The sequence below is a fragment of the Frigoribacterium sp. PhB24 genome, from assembly GCF_003755185.1.
GTDB lineage: Bacteria > Actinomycetota > Actinomycetes > Actinomycetales > Microbacteriaceae > Frigoribacterium.
Genome location: NZ_RKIC01000015.1, coordinates 1 through 21606, shown reverse-complemented (window position 1 = coordinate 21606; position 21606 = coordinate 1). Strand labels below are relative to the sequence as shown.

The window sequence follows — 21606 nt, the reverse complement described above, 5'->3', positions numbered from 1 at the left end:
CTACATCGGGTGACCGACGATCCGCTGCAGAGCCTGCTGTCCACCCTCGACCTGGCGCCCGCGGGCAACGTCGGCGGGCAGGACGTCTTCACCGGCGGCTCGCAACCCGAACCGCTCGGTCGCGTGTTCGGCGGACAGGTCGCCGCCCAGGCCCTGGTCGCCGCACAGCGCACCGTCGGCGGTGGACGCGACGTCCACTCGCTCCACTCGTACTTCCTCCGGCCCGGCGACCTCACGATCCCGATCACCTTCACGGTCGACCGCATCCACGACGGCCGCTCGTTCGCGACCCGTCGCACCCAGGCCTCGCAGGACGGGGTGCCGATCTTCTCGATGATCGCCTCGTTCCAGACGCCCGACGAAGGGCTCGACCACCAGGTCGACATGCCCGCCGGTCTGCCCGGGCCCGAGGACGTCCCGAGCGACGCCGAGTTGCTGTCGGCCGTCGACAATCCCGTGGCCCAGTCGTGGGCCCGGCGCCCGTTCGACATGCGTCACGTGCCCTCTCCCGTCTTCTTCAGCGTCGAGGGCGACCACGTGGCTCACCAGGCCGTGTGGCTCAAGGCCACCGGCCCGCTGCCGGACGACGCCGACCTGCACCGCGCCGCACTGCTGTACGCCAGCGACTACACGCTGCTCGAGCCGATCTACCGCCGGCACGGTGTCGCGTTCGTCACGCCGGGGCTCAAGGCCGCGAGCCTCGACCACGCCATGTGGTGGCATCGCCCCGCCCGGGTCGACGAGTGGCTGCTCTACGTGCAAGAGAGCCCCAACGCGGTCGGTGGCCGCGGGCTCTCGCTCGGACGCATGTACGACCGTGCCGGCACGCTCGTGGCGAGCGTGGCCCAAGAGGGCATGGTGCGGGTCCCGCGTAGCTGACCCGACAGGTCTCGCCTCCGATCAGCGGCGGCGAAAGGCCAAAGGCTCTTCGACGAACGGCGACCACGCGTCACGCTCGACGTCGGAGATGCGCCGGGGCTGGTTCGTCGCGGAGTCGACGAGCACGATGGTGGTGGCAGCCTTGGTGAACAGTTGCCTGGGGTCGACCCCCTCGGGCGACCAGACCTCGTAGCAGACCTCGAGGCTCGCGCCGCCGAGACGTCCGACCCAGATCTGCACGTCGAGCGGAGCCCGCAGGTACGGGATGGGGATCAGGTACTCGAGCTCTTGCCGCGCGATGAGCGTCATCGTCGTGGCGTTCGGACTTCCGTCGAGGACGGCCGCCGACGAGCGTTCGTCGATCGCACCGTCCGCCGACCAGAACGCGTCGATGCGCGCCTCCTCGAGGAGGCGCAACATCGACGCGTTGTTGACGTGACGGTACCCGTCGAGGTCGCTCCAGCGGACTCGGGTCGGCACGTGCAGGCGGGTCATGACGGTGAATCGGCGATCAGTCGCGCGTGAGCTTGCGGTACGTGACCGAACTCGGCTTCGCGGCGTCGGCCCCGAGGCGCTCGATCTTGTTCTCTTCGTACGCCTCGAAGTTGCCCTCGAACCAGTACCAGTTGGGAGTGCCGTCGTCGTTCAGCCCCTCCCACGAGAGGATGTGCGTCGCGATGCGGTCGAGGAACCATCGGTCGTGGGTGATGACCACCGCGCAGCCGGGGAACTCGAGCAGCGCGTTCTCGAGGCTGCCCAGGGTCTCGACGTCGAGGTCGTTGGTGGGCTCGTCGAGCAGCAGCAGGTTGCCACCCTGCTTGAGGGTCAGCGCCAGGTTGAGACGGTTGCGCTCACCACCGGAGAGCACGCCGGCCTTCTTCTGCTGGTCGGGGCCCTTGAAGCCGAACTGCGACACGTACGCCCGCGACGGGATCTCGGTCTTGCCCACCTGGATGTAGTCGTGCCCCTCGGACACGACCTCCCACAGGTTCTTGTTCGGGTCGATGCCGCCACGGCTCTGGTCGACGTACGAGATGTCGACGGTCTCGCCGACCTTCAGCTCGCCGCCGTCGAGCGGCTCGAGGCCGACGACCGTCTTGAAGAGGGTGGTCTTGCCGACGCCGTTCGGGCCGATGACGCCGACGATGCCGTTGCGGGGCAAGGTGAACGACAGGTCGTCGATGAGCACCCGCTCGCCGAACGACTTGTGCAGCTTCTTCGCGTCGATGACCTGCGAACCGAGACGCGGCCCCACGGGGATCACGATCTCTTCGAAGTCGAGAGTGCGCGTGCGCTCGGCCTCGTTCGCCATCTCTTCGTAGCGGGCCAGACGCGCCTTCGACTTGGCCTGACGGCCCTTCGCGTTGCTGCGGACCCACTCGAGCTCGGAGGCGAGACGCTTGGCGAGCTTGGCGTCCTTCTTGCCCTGCACCTGCAGACGCTCGCCCTTCTTCTCGAGGTAGGTCGAGTAGTTGCCCTCGTAGGGGTAGAGGCGACCGCGGTCGACCTCGGCGATCCACTCGGCGACGTGGTCGAGGAAGTACCGGTCGTGAGTCACGGCGAGCACGGCGCCCGGGTACTTGCTGAGGTGCTGCTCGAGCCAGAGCACGCTCTCGGCGTCGAGGTGGTTGGTGGGCTCGTCGAGAAGGAGGAGGTCGGGCTTCTGCAGCAGCAACTTGCACAGCGCGACGCGGCGCTTCTCACCACCGGAGAGGTTCGCGACCTCGGCGTCGCCCGGGGGCGTGCGCAGGGCCGACATGGCCTGCTCGAGTTGGGAGTCGAGGTCCCACGCGTCGGCGGCGTCGATCTCTTCTTGCAGGGTGCCCATCTCGGCGAGCAGCGCGTCGAAGTCGGCGTCGGGCTCGGCCATCGCGGCCGAGACCTCGTTGAAGCGGTCCAGCTTCTGCTTGATGGGGCCGACGCCCTCTTGCACGTTCTCGAGGACGGTCTTCGTCTCGTCGAGTTCGGGCTCTTGCATCAGGATGCCGACCGAGTAGCCGGGGCTGAGCTTCGCCTCGCCGTTGCTGGGGGTGTCGAGCCCCGCCATGATCTTGAGGATCGTCGACTTGCCGGCGCCGTTCGGCCCCACGACACCGATCTTCGCCCCCGGGATGAACGACATGGTGACGTCGTCGAGGATCAGCTTGTCGCCGACCGCCTTGCGGGCGCGCACCATCGAGTAAATGTATTCGGCCATGGCAGCGAGTCTATCGGGCGGTGCCCCGCCCTCGACATCACCAGTCGATGGCTCGGGTCGACCCCACGAGGCAGGCGCCCGTGCCGAGCACCGGCGCCGTCTGGCTCGAGTAACCGGCGCCCGACACCTGGCCGATCAGACAGTCCTGACCCCAGAGCACCGAGAACTGCACGCTGTCGGCGTCTCGGCCGATCGAGGTCGTGTCGGCGGTGACCTGCATCGTCGACTTGTCGAAGCCCGCGGCCACCAGCGCGTCGACGACGGCGCGCCCACCCGGGCGGGCGTTCGCGGCGACGGTCTCGGCGTTCACCTCGTCGAAACGGGCCAGAGCCTCGGCCGTCGTCGACTCGGACGAGAACGGTGGGGCGTCCGTCGACGTGGTGGCCGGCGGTGTCGACGGCGCGGTGTCGGGCGACGACGTGCACCCGACGAGAGGGACCGCCAGGGCGACCAGGATCGCGGCGAGCGCCGGGACTCGCTGGGGTCTCGAACCGATCACGGGGGCCCTTCGTCGCTGACGGCGGCCGCGGGTCGGCTAGCCGCGTCGAGTCTACGGTGTGCCGACCCACGGACCAGGAGCACGTGACCACCCGTAGTGGTCAGAACGGAGCAGGTACCTCGTCGGCTCCGGCCGCGGCAGGGGCGCCCCAGTCCCCGCCGTCCGCCGTGACGTCGTGAGCGCCCCCGCCCTCGCCCGGTGTCTCGGATGCCGTCCCGCTCTGGTCACGGGTCGTCGCCGGATCGGCGTCGCCGGCGACGGCACTCGATGTCGTCCCCTGGCCGTCGGCCGAGGCGGAGACGACGCGCCGCTCGAAGGTCGACCTGCCCCAGACGAGGTCGTGGCCGATCGCGTCGGCGTCGACCTCGACCGTCATGCCGCTGCGCTCGCCCGATTCCCACGACCGGATGCGCACACGCCCGGTGACGACGACCCGTTGCCCCTTGCGGAGGCTGGCCAGGACGTTGTCGGCGAGGTGGCGGAACGCCGTGACGGTGTACCAGTTCGTCTCGCCGTCGACCCATTCGCCTTTGACACGGTCGTAGCGCCGTTGCGTCGAGGCGAGTCGGAAGCTCGTGATGGAGAGGCCGGTCTGCGTGACGAGGGCCCGGGGGTCGGTCGCGATGATCCCTGTGAGGGTGATGGTGTCTGTCATGACGGGAGTCTCGTGAAGGCGGGCGACCACCGGGACGGCACCCGCGCCTCCTTGTGGAGAAGGAGGCCGGGGGCCGCCCGGGGGACGATGCGACGTCAGGGCGTCCGTGCGTCAGTGTTCGTGGAACTCGGGGTAGTCGGCTCCCGGGCCGAGGGCGGCGAACACGGCGCTCTTCGCCACCGCCAGGGTCGGATAGACGCCACCGTCGGCCGCCTTCGCGGACAGGCGGACGGCGAAGCCATCGTCGGTCCGGACGATGGTGCCGACCGTTCCTGCCGGGCCCACGGCCACCCAGGTCTGTCGGTGCAAGGTGTTCTGGTCACTCATCGTCGAGCGCCCCTTTCCTTTTTCTCGGTCGGTCGCGCCGGACGGCGCGGCCCGTCTACGAGGCGAGCACGTACTTCGCGTACGACTTGCGGATCTTGTTGACCTTCGGCAGGGCCACGGCCGTGCAGTAGCCCTGGCCGGGGTTCTTGGCGAAGAAGTCCTGGTGGTGCTGTTCGGCGTCGTACCAGGTGGGCAGCGGCTCGATCGTCGTGACGACGCCGCCGTCCCAGGCCTCGGAGGCGCGGTCGCGTGCGGCCTCGAAGAGCGCTTTCTGCTCGTCGTCGGCGAAGAACATCGCCGAGCGGTACTGGGTGCCGACGTCGGCGCCCTGCCGGTTCAGCTGCCGTGGGTCGTGCAGCGTGAAGAAGACGTCGAGGACGACGTCGGAAGGGATCGTCCCGGGATCGAAGGTGACCGCCACCGCTTCGGCGTGCCCCGTGCGGCCGGTGCAGACGTCGTCGTAGCTCGGCTGCTCGGTGTCTCCGCCGGTGTAGCCCGAGACCACCTCGGTGACGCCGTCGAGGGTGCGGTAGACCGCATCGAGACACCAGAAGCAACCGCCTGCGAGAACGAACGTCGTCATGCCCGTGAACCTACTCCCGTCCCGGCGGCCGCCCCTAGGCTGACCGCATGAGATCACCCTTCACGCCCTACGTCGCCGACGACGCACGGTATTCGCGACTCGACTACGTCCGCACGGGTCGCAGCGGACTCAAGCTGCCCCGCATCTCGCTCGGCTTCTGGAACAACTTCGGCTCGGACCGTGGCCTCGAGACCCAGCGCGACATCGTGCTGCGCGCCTTCGATCGCGGGGTCACCCACTTCGACCTGGCGAACAACTACGGCCCGCCCTACGGCTCGGCCGAAGAGCAGTTCGGCCGCATCGCCGCGGCGAACCTGCTCCCCTACCGCGACGAGATCGTCGTCTCGTCCAAGGCGGGCTACGACATGACGCCCGGGCCCTACGGCGACGGCGGTTCGCGCAAGTACCTGCTCAACTCGCTCGAGGCCAGCCTCGGACGTCTCGGCATGGACCACGTCGACATCTTCTACTCGCACCGGCCCGACCCCGAGACCCCGATCGACGAGACGATGGGAGCGCTCGCCACGGCCGTCCGACAGGGCAAGGCCCTCTACGCGGGCATCTCGAACTACGACCCGGCGCAGACGGAAGCCGCGATCGACGCCCTCGAGGCCGAGGGCGTCCCGTTGCTGATCCACCAGCCGCGGTACAACATGTTCGATCGTCGGCCCGAGCAAGGACTGTTCGACACCCTGCTCGCCCGCGGCGTCGGCTCGATCGTGTTCTCGCCGTTGGCCGGCGGCCTGCTGACCAACCGCTACCTCTCGGGCAAGGCCCCCGCGGGTTCGCGTGCGGCCGAGGGGCGCTGGTTCTCGGAGGACGCCCTCGACGAGACGTACCTCTCGCGCGTCCGCGGTCTGAACGAGATCGCGGAGGCGCGGGGCCAGTCGCTGGCGCAGCTCTCGCTCACCTGGGTGCTGCGCCAACCCGCAGTGACCAGCGCCCTCATCGGCGCCTCGTCGGTGGCCCAGCTGGACGACAGCCTGGACGCGCTCGACGGTGCCGAGCTGACCGAGGACGAACTCGCGGCGATCGAGCCGTTGGCGGTCGACGGCACCGGTCGCTGACCGGACGGTGCGGTGCCGGTCGGGCACCGCACCCCCCGGAGGCGTCCGACGCCGATGTCGGTGGTCACCCCTAGCGTCAGGGGTGTTCTCGACAGCATCGGCCGGATGACCTCAGGAGCACCCCATGACCAGCACCACCGTCGCCCCGACGACCACCTCCCCCCTCTCGCACGCCCACGCGGGCGGGTCCCTCCCCGCGTTGCGCGCGACCCGGGGCGGCCTGCAGCTCGTGCAGGTGCACGACGACCTGGCACGGGTGACTCGACCCGGCGGCGAGGTCGTCGGCTACGTCGAACGCTTCGACGACCCCCAGGGTGATCGCTACCGCGCCAAGCGATTCCTCCCTCGCCAACGTCGCTTCGTCGAGATCGGCGAGTTCTGGAGCCGCGACGACGCGACCGACTGCTTCCGGTTCGCCTGATCGCGCGCTCCCGCCCGGCAGGTGCCGCCAACCCGATCGCCCCGGTGCCGGCAGGCATGTCGCAGCGGTGCAACCTTCGACCTCGACTGTAGAGTTCGCCCCATGCAGTGGTGGAACGACTTCGTCGAATGGCTCTCGTCCGACAGCGGGTGGCGCGTCGTCACCGATGCGGTGATCCCTTTCGCCGCCATCGTGGTGGCCGGCGTCGTCGCGGCCCTCATCGGCCGCGCGAGTACGCGCCGCGTCGTGTCATCGCACGAGGACGAAGCGAAGGCGGCAGCGGTCGCGGCCCTCGTCTCGGCCGCTCGCAAGGGGGCCGTCTACAGCTCGCTCGGCGTCGAAGAACGTGCCTACGCCGATCACCTCGGCCACGAGGCCGATGTCCGCCTCCGGTTGCTGCCCGCGACCGGCAGCACGCTCGCCGCGGACTGGGCGGCGCACCAGACGGCCGAGATCAAACGGAACTCGGCGTCGTTCAGCTTCCAGGCCGAGCAGACGTTGGGCGAACTGCGCGACCGCCTGATCGAGTGGCAGAACCGCCCGAACCGCGCCAAGAAACTGTTCCGTGACGATCTCGCGCGATGGAAGTACGAAGAGGCCGACGTCGACCGCGACACGGCCGCGAAGCAGAAAGCGTGGGAGGCCGAGCAGCGTGCCGCGTCGACGACCGAGCAGCGACGCGCCGACGGGCCGCCAGCCGCGTCGTCCGCCCCGTCGGCGACGCTGCGTCCTGCCGCGCTCGACGAATCCACCACCCGACGCGACGAGGCCTACCGGGCTCCGACGATCGCACGGCCGGTGCCGACGACCGGGGCATCCGGCGCCCGGGCCCCTCTGGCCGGACCCTCGCCCGTGTCCGCACCCGAGGCACCGACCGTCACACCGGACGCATCCCTGGACGACACCCGTGACGACCCGATGGACGACGAGCGCTACGAGCAGCCCGTCAGCGCGAGCCAGGTCCGACGACGCACGGCACCCGAACGCACGGACGACTGACGACACGAACCGTACGTGCCCCCGGCAGCCGGTTTCATCAACACCGCGAACCTGCGACCAAGAGATGAGAAGCACCGCGAGATCTGGTGCCCCCGGCAGCCGGTTTCATCAACACCGCGAACCTGCGACCAAGAGATGAGAAGCACCGCGAGATATGGTGCCCCCGGCAGGAATCGAACCTGCGACCAAGAGATTAGAAGGCTCCTGCTCTATCCGCTGAGCTACGGGGGCGGACCCGTCCACGATACCGTGCCCGGTCACGCGTCCCGGTAGCGGCCGGGCCCGGCTCCGCACCGCGTCTCGTGCAGGTCGCCCGGACTGGTCGCGGTGCCGTGCACGAAAAGCGGCGTGACGACTGCCGCGTGCAGCGCTGGACCGGCACGTCGGGCCTGCCCTCAGACCGCCAGTGCCAGCGCCCCGAGCAGATGATCCAGCGTCGGCACTCCGGGCGAGCGGAAGACGACCTCGCCGTCGTCCCGTGTGACCACGATCGTCGGCGTGCTGCGGACGTCGCGCCGCTCGGCGGCGTCCGGCCGGGCCGCGACGTCGGCCTCGTCGACGACGAGCGACGGGACGAGCCCTCGGGCCTCGGCCACGACCGCTCGGGCCGCGTGGCAGGGACCGCAGAAGGCGGACGTGTACAGCTCGAGCATCATGTCGGGGACAACGAGGAGGCGCGGGGGAAACTTCCCCCGCGCCTCCTGCGGTCTCGTGCGTCGTCGCGGCAGGAGCCGCCGGCGTCAGTTGTCGCGGTCGTCGTTGCGGTCTTCGGGGTCGTCGACCGGGTCGCTGTCCTTCGCGTCGAGCGAGTAGTGCACCTGCAGTTGTTCGCCGACCATCTTCGCCTCTGTGGCGGTGTAGACGATGCCGGTCTCCATGCCGTCGATCAGCACGAAGTCGGTGATCTGCTCGTCGTACGAGCCGTCGGTGCTGATGCGGGTGTCGGTGGAGCCGTCGCTCGGACCGCCGTCGAAGAAGACGACGTACTCGGAACCCTCGGCCACGGTGGGCTTGCTGTCTGTCATGCCCACAGGTCTACCAGGAGGCGCGGAGTCAGCGCCCAGCTTGTGCGAGCAGGGGTGCATAGCCAAGCTATATAGCTTGGCTATACACTTGACGGATGACCTCTCAGCCGACAGACATCCTGGAATCCCTCCTGACGTCGACCCATCGCCTGACGCGCATCGCCGCGCAGGAGACCGGCCGCACCACCTCACCCGCCGTCTGGCGCACGCTCTCGATCCTGACGACCGACGGTGACCTCCGCGTCGGCGACCTCGCCCGAGCCAGCCGTGTCTCGCAGCCCACCATGACCAAGCTCGTGCGCGGCCTCGCCGAGGACGAGCTGGTCAAGCGCATCGCCGACACCGACGACTCGCGAGCCTGGCTCATCGCCATCACCGACCGAGGCACGGCCGCTCTCACCGAGTGGCGGGGCCAGCTCGCCGACTCGCTGGGCGGGCTGTTCGCCGACCTCGACGACGACGAGTGGGCCGTGCTCGAGCACGCCACCCGCCTGCTGGCCTCGCGGGTCGGCACTCGTGTCGACGCCCGTTCCGACGCTGGGGCGGTGTTCGCGTGAGCGCCTCCACCTCCGCCCCCCGCGGCGCCACGCACGAACCGAAGCCGAGCATCCTGAAGCAACCGACGGCCGTCTGGGCCATCGCGTTCGCCTGCGTCGTCGCCTTCATGGGCATCGGCCTCGTCGACCCGATCCTCCCCGCCATCGCCGAATCGCTGAAGGCCAGCCCGACCCAGACCGAGCTGCTCTTCACCAGCTACCTCGCCGTCACCGGCGTCGCGATGTTCTTCACCAGCTGGGTGTCGAGCCGGCTGGGCGCCAAGCGCACCCTGCTGATCGGGCTCGCCCTGATCGTCCTCTTCGCCCTGCTCGCGGCCACCAGCGGCGACGTCTGGTCGGTCATCGGCTTCCGCGCGGGGTGGGGGCTCGGCAACGCCCTGTTCATCTCGACCGCCCTCGCGACCATCGTGGGCGCGGCAGCCGGCGGCACGGCCTCGGCGATCATCCTCTACGAAGCGGCCCTCGGCCTCGGCATCGCCATCGGGCCACTGATCGGCGGCCTGCTCGGCTCGGTCAGCTGGCGCGGCCCATTCTTCGGCGTCACCACGTTGATGGCGATCGCCTTCATCGCGATCGTGCTCTTCCTCAAGGGCGACGCGATGGAGAAGCCCACGCCGACGAAGCTCTCGGCGCCGTTCCGTGCTCTGGGCCGACCGGCGCTCGGAGCCCTCGCCGCGACCGCACTCTTCTACAACATCGGCTTCTTCGTCCTGCTCGCCTACACGCCGTACCCGCTCGGTTTCGGCGCGCTCGGCATCGGATTCACCTTCTTCGGCTGGGGCGTCGGCCTCGCGATCACGTCAGTCTGGGTCGCCCCTCTGCTCACGGCCCGCCTCCGTCGGACGACCGTGCTGCGCATCGCCCTGCCCCTGCTGGCACTCGACCTGGTCGCCGCCGCCGCCGTCGTCGGGACGCCCGCGGCCCTCGTGGTCTGCGTCGTGGTCGGCGGCCTCGTGCTCGGCGTCCTCAACACGGTCCTCACCGAGTGCGTCATGGAGGCCACCGACCTGCCCCGCTCGGTCGCGTCCAGCGCGTACTCGGGCGTGCGCTTCCTCGGTGGCGCCGTCGCCCCGCCCGTCGCGACCCTGCTCGCCGACACCATCGCACCGAGCGCGGCCTACGTCTTCGCGGCCGTCAGCGTCGCCCTGGCGTTCGTCGTGGTGGTCGCCGCCCGGAAGGCCCTGCGCCGGGTGGACGACGGGCCCGAACCGGCTCGCGTCGAGGCCGAGGCCATCGGCGCGGGCGAGGCCCTGTAGGCCGGACCGTCCCTCGCGACCGCACCCGCGCCTCCTGATCTCGACACAGGGCCCCGACCAGGAGGCGCGGGTGCGGAAGAGCACCGGACTAGACTCGCGGAATGGCTACGAGCAACGACCGACTGGTCTGGATCGACTGCGAGATGACCGGGCTCGACCTCGCGGTCGACGAACTGGTCGAGGTGGCCGTGGTCGTGACCGACTTCGACCTGACCCCGGTGCACCCGGGCTTCACCATCGTCATCAAGCCCGACCAGTCGGCGCTCGACAACATGGGCGAGTTCGTCACCGAGATGCACCGATCGTCGGGGCTCATCGACGAGATCCCGAACGGTGTCAGCCTCGCCGAGGCCGAGTTCGAAGTCCTCGAGTACATCCTGAAGTACGTGCCGACCGAACAGCACGCCCCACTGGCGGGCAACACCATCGGCACCGACCGGGCCTTCCTCGCCAAGTACATGCCCCGTGTCGACGGCCACCTGCACTACCGCAGCGTCGACGTCTCGTCGATCAAAGAACTCGCCCGCCGCTGGTTCCCCCGGGTCTACTTCAACGCCCCCCAGAAGCACGGCGGCCACCGCGCCCTCGCCGACATCCTCGAATCCATCCGCGAACTCGAGTACTACCGTCGCGCCGGCTTCGTCGCCGACCCCGGCCCCACCACCGAAGACGTCCAGGCGATCTCGAAGGCCGTCGTGGACGAATGGGCTCCTCGGCTGTAGTAGAGTCTTCTCGTTGCGATCGCCTCGGCAGTCGCGCATGGTGGGTATAGCTCAGCTGGTAGAGCGCCTGGTTGTGGTCTAGGAGGCCGCGGGTTCAAGCCCCGTTACTCACCCAAATCGAATCCCCTGCCCTCACACGGGCAGGGGATTCCTTGGATTCCGGAACCTTCTGGCCCGGGATGCTCGAGAGCGCCCAGGGGTGGCTCGCGTAGGCGTGCGAGAGTTGAGGGGTGGACGACTCCCCCGAGAACGGTGACGACGAGCAGGGCGCTGACGACCAGCCGACGGGCATCGACCCCTCCGAGGTGGACGCCGAGGCGTTCGACGCCATGGTGGTCGACCAACTCGACCTGCTGCCCGACGACATGGTCGACGGGCTCGACAACGTCGTGTTCGTCACCGAGGACCGACCAGAGGACGGCTCACTCGGTCTGCTCGGCCTCTACGACGGCGTCGCCCTGACCGAGCGCGGCCAGTACGGCTTCGGCGAGCTACCCGACCGCATCATCCTCTACCGCGAGCCCCACCTCGCCGTCGTCGAAGACCTCGACCAGCTCGCCGACGAGATCCACGTCACCCTCGTCCACGAGATCGCCCACTTCTACGGCATCGACGACGACCAACTGCACGAACTCGGCTGGGCGTGACGGGGGCCGCGGTCACCCGATGATCTGATAGGTGAAACGGTAGGCGTCCGCCGGGAGGTCGTCCGCGAGCTGGCCGACCACCTCGACGTCGAACGCGTCCGGACGCGAGACGACGAAGTACTCGGCTGACGCCGCCACGCTCGACTCCGGGCAGATCGAGACCACCGGCGCCGTGGCGAAGGGCTTCGAGTAGCGGACCCTCACCTGGGTGCCCCGACGACGGGCCCGGCCGGAACCGAAGGCGACCGTTCCTCGCAGGTCGGAACCCGACAGTGTCGGAGACGGAGCGTCGACACCATTGCGTGCCATCGCCGAGATCACGGGCGCCGTGCCGGTGACGCCGCCCAGCAGTCGACGCCCCACGGCGAGATCGCCTCCCCAGGCCCAGAGCGGCCGGGCCTCGACCTCGCGTCGGTCGTCCACGTCGACGGCCGACCCGGTGGTGGCGATGCGCGCGGTGGGATCGACGGCGAACCTCGAGCCGTACGCCTCGGCCAGCTCGACCCCCGCCTTCGTGAACCGACCGAGACGTGTGCCCACGAGGGCGAAGTCGTCGCCCTTCGTGAGCCGCACGAGGACGCTCGACGCCCCCACCTGGGCAGGGTCGGCCCCCAGCAGAGCGCCACCGAGCAACCGGATGCCGCCGTCGAGGTCAACGCCCCGACGCCGCATCTCGTGGTGCTCGATGAGCGGACCGGGCCCGCCGTAGATCGTCGGAGCGACGAACTCGACCTGCCGGACGTTGCCGATGCGCACGGTCGCGTCGTTGCCAGAGCCCGCCCGCTGCAACGTCTCGATGTGCGGGGCGATCAGCCGCACGAACTCGACGAAGTACTCGGCGGTCGCCCCCCAGGCGAGGTCGAGGGCGACGTTCGCGCTGCCCTCGACGTGCAGGTTCACGCAGGTGAAGGTGTTGGTGTTCGTCCCACCCGACGCGGGCGACCGCAACACGACCGCCGCGGCATCCGCCGACCCGCAGTCGTTGACGAAGAGGTCGCTCCACAGGTTGTTGTTGACGCGCTCGACGACCAACGCCGTGCCCGCGACACCCGCGAGCTGCACCCGGTCGAACCGCGACTCGAAGCCGTTGACGACCTGCACGAGGGGTGCCGTCGACCCATTGCCCTGCAGGGTCAACCCCTCGAGAGTGACGCCGTTGCCGTCGACGACGATCATGGGCTTCGTCGACCGGGGCAGGTGCCGGAGGTTCACGCCACCGTCCGTGGACGCACCGTACCGACTGACGTCGGCTCCCAGGCCCTCGATCGCGACCAGCAGAGGCACCGTGATCGAGTCGATGACGTAGGTGCCGGCCGGCACCAGCACCCGGCCACGGGCCACCCGCGCCGCCTCGACGGCACGCGCGAACGCGGCGGTGTCGTCGGTCACCCCGTCGGCGACCGCCCCGTGGTCGCGCACGTCGACCCCTCCGCGGTCGTTCGGCAGGGTCGACGCCCGAGATGTCTTACCACCGGGATCGGTGGCGCCGGGATCGGTGGCGCCGACGGCGGGCGCGTCGACGGCATGGGCCGGCCGGGTGCCGGGCGTGATCACCGCCGCTCCGGCCGCCGCGAGGCCCGCCGCGCCCACCAACAGGAACCCGCGACGGGAACGGGCCGACGGTTCGGAAGCTGATCCATCCATGACACCAGGGTACACGCGCCTGGGTAATATATGCCCTGCACAATGTCGTCGGAAGAACGGGAGCACATCATCGTCACGACCATCAGTCCCCCACGTCGCGCCGAGGCCGAGGCGGGCGCCGGTGCCGGCGGCTCGCAGAGCACCCCCCGCAGCCATCGACTCGACGTCCAGGCCCTCCGCGCCCTCGCCGTGACCATGGTCGTGTTCGAGCACGTCACCGGACGGCCTGCCGGTGGTTTCGTGGGGGTCGACGTCTTCTTCGTGGTGTCCGGCTTCTTGATCACCGGGCTGCTGCTGCGCGAGGCCGACCGGCACGGCCGGGTGTCGATCCTCGACTTCTGGCGACGGCGCATCCGGCGCATCGTGCCGGCGAGCGTCGTCGTCCTCGTGGCGGGGACGATCGTCACCTGGCTCGCGATCGGTCCGGCCCGGGGGGCCTCGGCCGCCGTGGACGCCCTGTGGTCCGTCGCGTCGCTGGCCAACTGGCACTTCGCAGCCGTCGGCACCGACTACTTCGCGGCCCAGGGCCCCGAGTCGCCCTTCCAGCACTACTGGTCGTTGGCGGTCGAAGAGCAGTTCTACCTCGTCTGGCCGCTCGCGGTCGTCGCGGCCGTCGCGGTCGCCGGTCGTCGAGGGCGGCCCGTCCCGCGGGTCACCCTCGGCGTGCTCCTCCTGGTCGTCGCGGCGGCGTCGTTCACCGTGGCCTGGCGGCAGTCCACGGCGATGCCGACCGTCGCCTACTTCTCGAGCCTCACGCGCGCGTGGGAGCTCGCCCTCGGGGCACTCCTCGCGACGGCATCGCCCCTGGTGGACCGACTCCCCGCCGTTCTTCGGCCGGTCCTGGCGTGGACGGGTCTCGGTGGTGTCGTGGTGTCGGCGTGGATCACGACGACCGCCGTCCCGTTCCCGGCTCCGGGGGCATTGCTGCCCGTGGCCGCGACACTGCTCGTCCTCGCGGCCGGCACCGGGAACTCGGGCACACCCTGGCTCGGGCCCCTCGCAGCCCGACCCGTGTCGGTCGTGGGCGACCTGTCGTACTCGATCTACCTCTGGCACTTCGTCGTGCTCGTGATCGGCACGTCACTGCTGGGTGACGAGCCGGCGAGGCTCTGGCCGGCCGTGCTCACGACCACGCTCGTCCTGTCCGCTCTGAGCTACCACCTGGTCGAGCGCCCGCTCATCGCGTCGCCCCTCCTCGAGCCGGGACCGCGCGCGCAGGCCTGGCGACGATGGCGACGAGAGCACCGGCCGACCTATCGACGCGGCGGGGTGGCGCTGCTCGCGGTAGCCGCCCTCACGGCCGCCGCCCTCGCCCTGGACGCCGTACGACCCACGACCGCTCCTCCCCTCCTGCCCGCCGCGTCGGCCGACGGACGCTCCGGCAGCGAGACGGGAGACGAGGCGGGCGGCGAAGCGGGCGAGGCCGGCGGGTCGGGCGGCACCGACGACCTCGACGTCCCGGCGCTCGACGAGTGGTCCGCCGAGGTGGCACGCTCTCTCTCGGCCACGTCGTGGCCCGACCTCGACCCCGACATCGAGTCCGTCCTCGCCGGGACGAGCGGCGGCAGTCCGCGTCTCGCCTGCGGGGACGCCGAGGCCAAGGGGTTGACCCAGGACGAGTGCACATGGACCTCTCGCGGGGCGACCACCACGGTCATGCTCGTCGGCGACTCGACGGCCATGCACGAGCTCGACGCCCTCGTCCCCCTGGCCGAAGCTCCCGACGGCGGTCTCACCCTCGTCAACCGGGCCAAGTTCGCCTGCCCGTTCGTCGACGTCCGGGTGCAGAACGACGTCGCCGGCATCATCGACAGCTGCCGGGCGCACAACGACGAGACCCTCGCGCTCATCGAGGACACGCACCCCGACGTCGTCCTGGTCACGAACTCGTACCAGGCGTTGACCGAAGCCGGCGCGGGCACTATCACCCCCGACCGCTGGGCCGAGGGGTTCGGGGCCTACGCCCGCCGAGCGGCCGAGGCCACCGGGTCCGTCGTCGTCCTCACGCCTCCCCCCGACGACGCCGACATCGCGTCGTGCTTCCGGCGTGCCGGCAGTCCGGTCGACTGCATCTCACGGACGTCCCCCACGTGGATCGACCGTGCGGCGGCCGACCGCGCGGTCCTCGAGACCGTCGGCGGGACGTTCATCGACCTGCGGGTGCTGACCTGCGTCGACGATCTCTGCCCCGCGTTCGTCGGCGATGTCCCCGTCAAGCAAGATCGCGTCCACCTCACGACGGCGTTCGCCGTCGCCGTCTCGCCCGTGCTGGGCGAGCTGCTGCGGGCTCGGGGGGTGCTCTGACGCCGCGGTCGCTACCGGGCGTCGACGACCACGTCGGCGAGGCCCCGCGGCGACCATCGGGCGAGGTGTCGTTCTTCTTGGGCGGCCCAGACGTCCCACCACGGCTCGAAGGCGGCACCGTCGCGGCCGAGCGCCCGTCGCCGACGGGTCTCGGCGTCGAGCTCGAGCCAGACACGCACGTCGGCCAGCGACGAGGAGGCGCGGGTCAACGATCCGGCCCCCTCGACGATCAGCGAGTCGGCCGGGTCGAGCGCCTCCCACGACCCCGCACGACCGTGCTCCCAGTCCCACCGCCGCCATCCGGGGGCGGTGGTCGACAGCAGCGACGTCTCGACGACGCGCGACGCCGCCTCGAGCCCGTGCCAGCCGGGGTAGACGTCGTCGAGGTGGACCAGACGAGCGGGGCCGAGGCGGTCAGCGGGCCAGGCGGCGGCCACCGCACGACCGAGCGTGGTCTTGCCCGAACCCGACCGGCCGTCGATCAGCAGGACCACGCGAGGCGACCCGACCCGCGCCTCCTCGGCTCGGCGCAGCAGGTCACCGACGGCGTCGTCGACGTCGACGTGCTCAGGCAAGGACGAACTCCCAGGTGCCGGCCGACACGGCCGCGGTGATCGCGGCGGCGGCGATGACGACGCCGAGGGCCACGAGCACCACGTCGCGCAGCCCGAACGACGACGGACGCGCCCAGGTGCGCGGGGTGTCGCTGCCGAAACCCTTGGCCTCCATCGCGGTGGCCAGTTTGCTGCCGCGTCGGACCGACAGCACGAGCAGCGAGAACGCCTGCTGCCCGAAGCGCTTCAGCGCGCCCAGCGGGCCGCCCGAGTCCGCGACGCCGCGGGCCCGGCGGGCCAGGGCGAGCTGCCGCCAGTCGTCCATGAACAACCCGACCAGGCGCAACCCGGCGAGGCCGCCCAGCACGAAACGCGCCGGCAGCCGCAGGACCTGACCGAGACCGTCGGCGAGGTCGGTCGGATCGGTCGTGGCGAACAGCACGATGCCGGGCACCCCGACGGCGAGGATGCGCAGGCCGATCGCGCCGGCGAGGGCGAGCGACCCCTCGGTCACCGACAGGAAGCCCAGCTCGAACACCGCCGCGCCGCCGTCGCGTCCGTACAGGGCGATGGCGACGACCGACGTCGGGGCGGCGATCCAGAGCGGTGCCGTGCGCGCGAGCAGTTGCCGGGGCGAGAGCCCCGCGAACGGCAGCAGCAGAGCCTCGAGCAGCAGCGCGGTACCGGCCGACACCCAGTCGATGGAGAGCAGCAGGGCCACGGCGAGCACGACGGCGGCGAGCAGCTTGGCGACCGGGTTGACGCGCCCCACCGCGCCGGTCGCCTCGACCGGAATCAGGACGCTCATCGACGCACCGCGGCGGTGTCGGCGCGGCGGGCGTGCGCGCTCAGGTCGAGCACGTCGTCGGCGAGAGCCGACACGAACTCGGCGTCGTGGGTGACGGCGACGACCGCCCGACCCTCGTCGAGCAGGTCGGCCAGCAGGGTCACGAGCTCGCGCCAGGTGCGGGCGTCCTGCCCGAAGGTCGGCTCGTCGAGCACGAGCAACGACGGCCGCGACGCGAGCACCGTCGCGACCGAGAGCCGCCGCTTCTCACCGCCCGAGAGCGTGAACGGGTTCGCCCCCGCGAGGTGGTCGAGCCGCAACCGGTCCAGGAGGTGGTCGACGCGCGACGCGACCTCCGTCGGGGACGTGCCCAGCGCCTCCGGCCCCACCGCGAGTTCGCGGCGCACCGTCCCCGTCAGGAACTGGTGTTCGGGGTCCTGGAACACCGTGCCGACGCGGGTGAGCAGTTGGCGCGGCCGCCACCGGATCGGCGACGGGCCGGCCCCGTCGGCGAACGGTGGAGTGGCCTCGAGAGCACCCGCGACGGGCGCGAGCAGCCCCGCGACGGTGAGAGCGAGCGTCGACTTGCCCGAGCCGTTCGTGCCGGTGACGGCGAGCGCACGCCCCTCGGTGACGGCGAGGTCGATGCCGGCGGCGACCGCGCGCCCCTTGGGCCCCTTGTGCCCCACCTCGAGGCCCGACGCCGTGAGCAGCAGGCCACCGGTCGTGCGCGACCGGACGGGCGCAGGAGGCGCGGCGCCGGGGACCCACCCCCCCGCGTCGACGAGACGGTCGCGTTCGGACCGCAGCACGTCGTCGGGTCGCCCGTCGGCGAGGACTCCCCCACCCGCGTCGAGCACGACGACCCGGTCGACGACGGGCAGCCAGACCGAGACCCGGTGCTCGACGACGACGAGCGTCGCCCCGGAGTCGGCGACGACCCGGGCCACGGCGTCGCGCACCTCGACGACACCCTGAGGGTCGAGGTTGGCGGTCGGCTCGTCGAGCAGCAGCAGCCCGGGCCGCATGGCGAGAGCCCCGGCGAGCGCGAGCCGTTGTTTCTGGCCACCGCTGAGCTCAGAGGTCGAATGGCTCAGAGGCAGGTCGAGCCCCACGGCCTCGAGGGAGTACCCGACACGGCGCCAGATCTCGTCGCGCGGCACGCCGAGGTTCTCGCAGCCGAACGCGACGTCGTCGCCGACGCGGGCGAGGACGACCTGCGAGTCGGGGTCCTGCAGCACGAGGCCGACCCGGCCGCGCTGTTCGGCGGGTGCGCGGCCGTCGACCAGCAGGTCGCCGGCCTCGTCACCCTCGTCGTCACCGCCGAGCACTCCGGCGAGACCGGCGAGCAGGGTGGACTTGCCCGCGCCGGACGCCCCGAGCAGCAGCACGCGCTCGCCGGGGGCCACCTCGAGGTCGAGCTGCGCGACGGCGGGCAGGCGGCGGCCGGCGTGGCGCCAGCCCCAGCCACGCGCGGTGACGCGGGCACCGGCGTCCGGTGCCCGCCGCCCGCCGTTCGATCCGCTCACGGGAAGGGCCACGAGGAGGCGCGCCTAGACCCGGGCGTCCGCCGAGCGTCCCGAGGCGAACCGGGACAGCGCGCCCGTGCGGGCGAGACCTCGGGCCGCCAGCCACGACAGCAGGCCGGCGATGACCGTGCCCGAGACGACGGAGGTCACGACGTAGATCGTCTTCGACCCGCTCGCGTAGGCCGCGGCCGAGGCGAAGCTCGTGTCCATCAGGCCGACGGCGAGGCCTGCGACGGCACCGGCGAGCAGCACCGTGCCGATCCGCCACGACTTGTAGAGGAAGACCGCGAGCACGATCTCGGCGCCCAGGCCTTGGACGATGCCCCAGATGAGCACCGAGAAGCCCCACTGGGTGCCGATCAGCATCGAGACGACCGCCGCGACGACCTCGGTGTAGACGGCGGCGCCGGGCTTCCGGATGACGATGCCGCCGAGCACGCCGGCGAAGAGCCACCCGCCGTTGAGGATGCCCTCGAAGCCGCCCGAGAAGCTCAGGACGCTGTCGATGGGGGTGTAGGCGAGGCCCCAGGCCCAGAAGACGACGCCGGCGGCGACGCCGATGACGCTGGCGACGACGATGTCGACGACCCGCCACCGGCGGGTCGGGGTGGTGCGGGCCTTCGGCGCGAAGCCGGTCGAGTTGTCGCGAGCCGCCGTGGAACGGTTTTCGGGCGTGGACGTGGACATCTGTTCTTCTCCTCCCTGCGCTGGCATGACCCAGATCAGGTTCGACGGTCGAAGCGTGGTTCGCTTCCTCTCAGCCCGGCTCACCGGACTCCCGTGTGTTGTGAGGACGATCATAGCGCCGAGCGGTCGTGCCCTCCCCGGCGGCACCAACGGACCCGTCCGTCTATCGTGTCGGGATGGGCACGCCACCGACCGCACCGCCGCTCCCGTCCGGTCCGCCGCCGATCTGGACTCCCCCGCCGGCGGCGCGTCCGCCGCGGCCACGGCGCCCGCGCCTCCTCGTCCTGCCGATCGTCTCGGCGGCGCTCGTCGTCGCCGAGGTGATCCTGCCGTTCAGGGCCCTCGTGCCGATGATCTACTCGTACGAGGGCGAAGCGGCCGCGTACGGCATCCACGCCGTCGCCGTGACCTTCGGCGCGTCGTTCCTGTGCTGGGCCCTCGCGATCGCCGTGATCGCCTGCGCGAGCATCGCGCTCGGTCGACGGCACCGTCTGCCGGGGCTCTCGATCACCGCGATCGTCCTCGCGGCGCTCGTCGCGTTCGCGTCGCCCTTGGTCTACCTGCTCGCTGCCTTGTCGGCCGACGCGTACTGACGCGTACTGACGCGTACCGACGCGTCAGAGTCCGGCGGCCTTCCGGACGAGGGCGGCGACGGAGGCGCGGGTCGCGTCGTCGTCGCTGGTCACCGCGTACGAGGTGGGCCAGAGGGTGCCGTCGTCGAGCCGGGCGCCGTCCTGGAACCCGAGGGTCGAGTAACGCGTGCCGAACTTGGCGCCCGGCTGGAAGAAGACGACGGCCTTGCCGTCCTCCTTGGCGTAGGCCGGGAAGCCGTACCAGGTCTTGGGGGCGAGGTTCGGGGCGTGCTCGGCGACGACCTCGTGCACCATCTGGGCGACGGGCCGCTCGACGTCCGTCATCGCCGCGATGGCGGCTGCGGCGTCCTGTGCCTCGGCAGCGGACTTGTCGGCCAGCTTCTGGCGTTTGGCCTCGGCCCGCAGTTCGGCGGCGCGCTGCTTCATCGCGGCTTTCTCTTCTGTGCTGAACCCGGCGTCGGCCATGGTCGTGCCCTTCTCGTGCGTGCGTCCGTCTACCCGGTCGGATCGGCGTGGACCCCATGGTGACAGGCAGGATGGTCGTCATGCACCTGAATGTCACGACCGTCGGGGACGGCGACCGCCACGTCGCCCTCGTCCACGGGCTCGGCGCCGACGGCGCGACCTGGAAGCCGATCGTCGACCGGTTCGTCGCGACCGGCTCGTACACGGTCACCACCCTCGATCTGCGGGGTCATGGTGAGAGCGACCGGGCGTCGTCGTACCGGCTCGACGAGTTCGCGGACGACGTCGCCTCGGCCCTGCCCCGGGGCCTGCACGGTGTCGTCGGGCATTCGCTGGGTGGCTCGGTCCTCGTCCGTGCCGTCGACCGACTGCAGCCTCGGACGGCCGTCTACCTCGACCCGGGGTTCTCCCTCGCCCTGCCGACGAGGGGTCTCGCCGGCCGGCTCTTCTGGGCCGTGCCCACCGTGACGATGGGTGTCGCGGCCCTCACCCAGGCGCGGAAGAGCGCGCGACTGCGCGCCGGGTACGACGACGCGACCCGCGCCTCCTTGGATCAGGCCCACGCCCGGTTCGACTCGGGCATGGCGACGGGCGTGTTCCGCGACGTGGCCTTCAACCCGGTCGCGACGACGGCGCCTGCGGTGCCCTCGGTCATCGTGCTGTCCGACGACTCCCCCGCCGTCGTGCCGGAGCGTCTCGTGTCGGCCTACCAACAGGCCGGCTGGCAGATCCGCCGCCTGCCCGGCGTGCACCACGACATGCAGCTCGAGGCACCCGATCGCACCTTCGCCCTGCTGGCCGAGTCGCTCTGATCACCGTCGGCCGGTCGGGCCTTCGGCAGGGCACGGCCGTCGGCGTCGAGGCGGTCTCGCCACGACCGCTTCGCCGTCCAGCCGAGCACGTGGCGGGCCTTGGCGGTCAGATGTCCGACGCGTCGACCCGGTCGAGTTCACGCAACTCGATGCGGTCAGCGGGCAGACGTTCCGGCGGACCTGCCGGCCGCGGCCGGGTCGTCGCGCTCGACGGAGACCTCTACCTGCACCACACGCAGTGGACGCGGATCGCTGACGACACCGACGAGTTCCTCGCCGGCTGAGCCAGATCGCGGGAATGAAGGTCACGGCGGGGTAACGAAGTCGATGCGTTCCAATCCTTTTCGGCGACGGTGGCGAACCCTGTACATCCCCACCGGGACCAAAAGACAAGGAG

At 70.9% G+C, this 21606-nt stretch carries 26 protein-coding genes, 2 tRNA genes and 1 riboswitch; of the genes, 13 read left to right on the top strand and 15 right to left on the bottom strand.

The window, feature by feature from the left end; translation table 11 throughout:
* Positions 1-9 precede the first annotated feature (9 nt).
* Positions 10-879, top strand: a complete 870-nt coding sequence (locus EDF50_RS14345) for an acyl-CoA thioesterase II (RefSeq protein ID WP_199738814.1) — start codon at positions 10-12, stop codon at positions 877-879.
* Positions 880-900: 21 nt separating this feature from the next.
* Here EDF50_RS14345 and EDF50_RS14340 read toward each other — a convergent pair whose 3' ends face one another.
* The 6 genes from EDF50_RS14340 to msrA all read right to left on the bottom strand — a co-directional run bounded on the left by EDF50_RS14340 (position 901) and on the right by msrA (position 5140).
* Entirely contained in the window at positions 901-1374 is a 474-nt protein-coding gene (locus EDF50_RS14340; RefSeq protein WP_123520198.1) for a thioesterase family protein, read from the bottom strand.
* A gap of 16 nt (positions 1375-1390) precedes the next feature.
* Positions 1391-3076 carry an energy-dependent translational throttle protein EttA gene (ettA, locus tag EDF50_RS14335; RefSeq protein WP_123520197.1) on the bottom strand — a complete coding sequence of 562 codons (1686 nt, stop codon included), beginning with the start codon at positions 3074-3076 and terminating at the stop codon, positions 1391-1393.
* Positions 3077-3113: 37 nt separating this feature from the next.
* Positions 3114-3575, bottom strand: coding sequence for a hypothetical protein (locus EDF50_RS14330; protein ID WP_233570657.1), 462 nt, complete (start codon positions 3573-3575; stop codon positions 3114-3116).
* Between the two features lie 100 nt (positions 3576-3675).
* Positions 3676-4230 carry a single-stranded DNA-binding protein gene (gene ssb / locus EDF50_RS14325; protein ID WP_123520358.1) on the bottom strand — a complete coding sequence of 185 codons (555 nt, stop codon included), beginning with the start codon at positions 4228-4230 and terminating at the stop codon, positions 3676-3678.
* 111 nt (positions 4231-4341) lie between these two features.
* Positions 4342-4557 (bottom strand): methyltransferase, encoded by a 216-nt coding sequence (locus EDF50_RS14320; RefSeq protein WP_123520196.1) that lies wholly within the window; start codon positions 4555-4557, stop codon positions 4342-4344.
* A 55-nt stretch (positions 4558-4612) separates the two neighbouring features.
* Complete coding sequence (gene msrA / locus EDF50_RS14315; RefSeq protein WP_123520195.1) at positions 4613-5140, bottom strand: peptide-methionine (S)-S-oxide reductase MsrA; 528 nt, start codon at positions 5138-5140, stop codon at positions 4613-4615.
* A 47-nt stretch (positions 5141-5187) separates the two neighbouring features.
* On the opposite strand from msrA, the gene EDF50_RS14310 reads away from it, so the two are divergent.
* The 3 genes from EDF50_RS14310 (at position 5188) to EDF50_RS14300 (ending at position 7627) form a co-directional block, all read left to right on the top strand.
* On the top strand, positions 5188-6207 hold the full coding sequence (locus EDF50_RS14310; protein WP_123520194.1) for an aldo/keto reductase: 1020 nt from the start codon (positions 5188-5190) through the stop codon (positions 6205-6207).
* A 124-nt stretch (positions 6208-6331) separates the two neighbouring features.
* A complete protein-coding gene (locus EDF50_RS14305; protein WP_233570656.1) occupies positions 6332-6628 on the top strand; it encodes a hypothetical protein in 297 nt (98 codons plus the stop codon).
* A 102-nt stretch (positions 6629-6730) separates the two neighbouring features.
* The gene (locus EDF50_RS14300; protein ID WP_123520193.1) at positions 6731-7627 is read left to right on the top strand and encodes a hypothetical protein; all 897 of its coding nucleotides are present in this window, start codon (positions 6731-6733) and stop codon (positions 7625-7627) included.
* Positions 7628-7782: 155 nt separating this feature from the next.
* Here the strand turns inward: EDF50_RS14300 and EDF50_RS14295 are convergent.
* From EDF50_RS14295 to EDF50_RS14285, 3 genes are all read right to left on the bottom strand, one after another.
* Positions 7783-7858 (bottom strand) — tRNA-Arg (locus EDF50_RS14295).
* Between the two features lie 164 nt (positions 7859-8022).
* Positions 8023-8283: a thioredoxin domain-containing protein gene (locus EDF50_RS14290; protein WP_123520192.1), complete on the bottom strand. Its 261-nt coding sequence runs from the start codon at positions 8281-8283 to the stop codon at positions 8023-8025.
* Between the two features lie 84 nt (positions 8284-8367).
* The gene (locus EDF50_RS14285; protein ID WP_043597121.1) at positions 8368-8652 is read right to left on the bottom strand and encodes a hypothetical protein; all 285 of its coding nucleotides are present in this window, start codon (positions 8650-8652) and stop codon (positions 8368-8370) included.
* A gap of 95 nt (positions 8653-8747) precedes the next feature.
* Here EDF50_RS14285 and EDF50_RS14280 point away from each other — a divergent pair, with 95 nt between their 5' ends.
* The 5 genes from EDF50_RS14280 (at position 8748) to EDF50_RS14260 (ending at position 11834) form a co-directional block, all read left to right on the top strand.
* Positions 8748-9209: a MarR family winged helix-turn-helix transcriptional regulator gene (locus EDF50_RS14280; protein ID WP_123520191.1), complete on the top strand. Its 462-nt coding sequence runs from the start codon at positions 8748-8750 to the stop codon at positions 9207-9209.
* Positions 9206-10465: an MFS transporter gene (locus tag EDF50_RS14275; RefSeq protein WP_123520190.1), complete on the top strand. Its 1260-nt coding sequence runs from the start codon at positions 9206-9208 to the stop codon at positions 10463-10465. Before EDF50_RS14280 ends, EDF50_RS14275 begins: the two co-directional genes overlap by 4 nt.
* A 101-nt stretch (positions 10466-10566) precedes the next feature.
* Complete coding sequence (gene orn, locus EDF50_RS14270) at positions 10567-11187, top strand: oligoribonuclease (protein ID WP_123520189.1); 621 nt, start codon at positions 10567-10569, stop codon at positions 11185-11187.
* 40 nt (positions 11188-11227) lie between these two features.
* A tRNA-His gene (locus tag EDF50_RS14265) sits at positions 11228-11300 on the top strand.
* Between the two features lie 216 nt (positions 11301-11516).
* Positions 11517-11834 carry a metallopeptidase family protein gene (locus EDF50_RS14260; protein WP_123520356.1) on the top strand — a complete coding sequence of 106 codons (318 nt, stop codon included), beginning with the start codon at positions 11517-11519 and terminating at the stop codon, positions 11832-11834.
* 12 nt (positions 11835-11846) lie between these two features.
* Here the strand turns inward: EDF50_RS14260 and EDF50_RS14255 are convergent, their stop codons facing one another.
* Positions 11847-13478, bottom strand: a complete 1632-nt coding sequence (locus EDF50_RS14255; RefSeq protein ID WP_158612738.1) for a glycosyl hydrolase family 28-related protein — start codon at positions 13476-13478, stop codon at positions 11847-11849.
* Positions 13479-13520: 42 nt separating this feature from the next.
* Here EDF50_RS14255 and EDF50_RS14250 point away from each other — a divergent pair, with 42 nt between their 5' ends.
* Complete coding sequence (locus EDF50_RS14250; RefSeq protein WP_158612737.1) at positions 13521-15782, top strand: acyltransferase family protein; 2262 nt, start codon at positions 13521-13523, stop codon at positions 15780-15782.
* A gap of 11 nt (positions 15783-15793) precedes the next feature.
* On the opposite strand, the gene EDF50_RS14245 is transcribed toward EDF50_RS14250, so the two are convergent.
* From EDF50_RS14245 to EDF50_RS14230, 4 genes are all read right to left on the bottom strand, one after another.
* Entirely contained in the window at positions 15794-16357 is a 564-nt protein-coding gene (locus EDF50_RS14245) for an ATP-binding protein (RefSeq protein WP_233570655.1), read from the bottom strand.
* The gene (locus tag EDF50_RS14240) at positions 16350-17144 is read right to left on the bottom strand and encodes an energy-coupling factor transporter transmembrane protein EcfT (RefSeq protein WP_123520186.1); all 795 of its coding nucleotides are present in this window, start codon (positions 17142-17144) and stop codon (positions 16350-16352) included. Before EDF50_RS14240 ends, EDF50_RS14245 begins: the two co-directional genes overlap by 8 nt.
* On the bottom strand, positions 17141-18652 hold the full coding sequence (locus tag EDF50_RS14235; RefSeq protein ID WP_199738812.1) for an ABC transporter ATP-binding protein: 1512 nt from the start codon (positions 18650-18652) through the stop codon (positions 17141-17143). Before EDF50_RS14235 ends, EDF50_RS14240 begins: the two co-directional genes overlap by 4 nt.
* A 24-nt stretch (positions 18653-18676) precedes the next feature.
* Positions 18677-19339, bottom strand: coding sequence for an ECF transporter S component (locus tag EDF50_RS14230; RefSeq protein ID WP_123520184.1), 663 nt, complete (start codon positions 19337-19339; stop codon positions 18677-18679).
* Positions 19335-19443: riboswitch (TPP riboswitch) on the bottom strand. It overlaps the preceding gene by 5 nt.
* Before the next feature lie 72 nt (positions 19444-19515).
* Between EDF50_RS14230 and EDF50_RS14225 the strand changes: the two genes are divergently transcribed.
* The gene (locus tag EDF50_RS14225; RefSeq protein ID WP_123520183.1) at positions 19516-19932 is read left to right on the top strand and encodes a hypothetical protein; all 417 of its coding nucleotides are present in this window, start codon (positions 19516-19518) and stop codon (positions 19930-19932) included.
* A 24-nt stretch (positions 19933-19956) separates the two neighbouring features.
* On the opposite strand, the gene EDF50_RS14220 is transcribed toward EDF50_RS14225, so the two are convergent.
* The gene (locus tag EDF50_RS14220; RefSeq protein ID WP_123520182.1) at positions 19957-20397 is read right to left on the bottom strand and encodes a hypothetical protein; all 441 of its coding nucleotides are present in this window, start codon (positions 20395-20397) and stop codon (positions 19957-19959) included.
* A gap of 80 nt (positions 20398-20477) precedes the next feature.
* Between EDF50_RS14220 and EDF50_RS14215 the strand changes: the two genes are divergently transcribed.
* Both EDF50_RS14215 and EDF50_RS16720 read left to right on the top strand, forming a co-directional pair.
* Positions 20478-21209 (top strand): alpha/beta fold hydrolase, encoded by a 732-nt coding sequence (locus EDF50_RS14215; protein ID WP_123520354.1) that lies wholly within the window; start codon positions 20478-20480, stop codon positions 21207-21209.
* Between the two features lie 110 nt (positions 21210-21319).
* Positions 21320-21493, top strand: a complete 174-nt coding sequence (locus tag EDF50_RS16720; RefSeq protein ID WP_158612736.1) for a hypothetical protein — start codon at positions 21320-21322, stop codon at positions 21491-21493.
* Positions 21494-21606 lie beyond the last annotated feature (113 nt).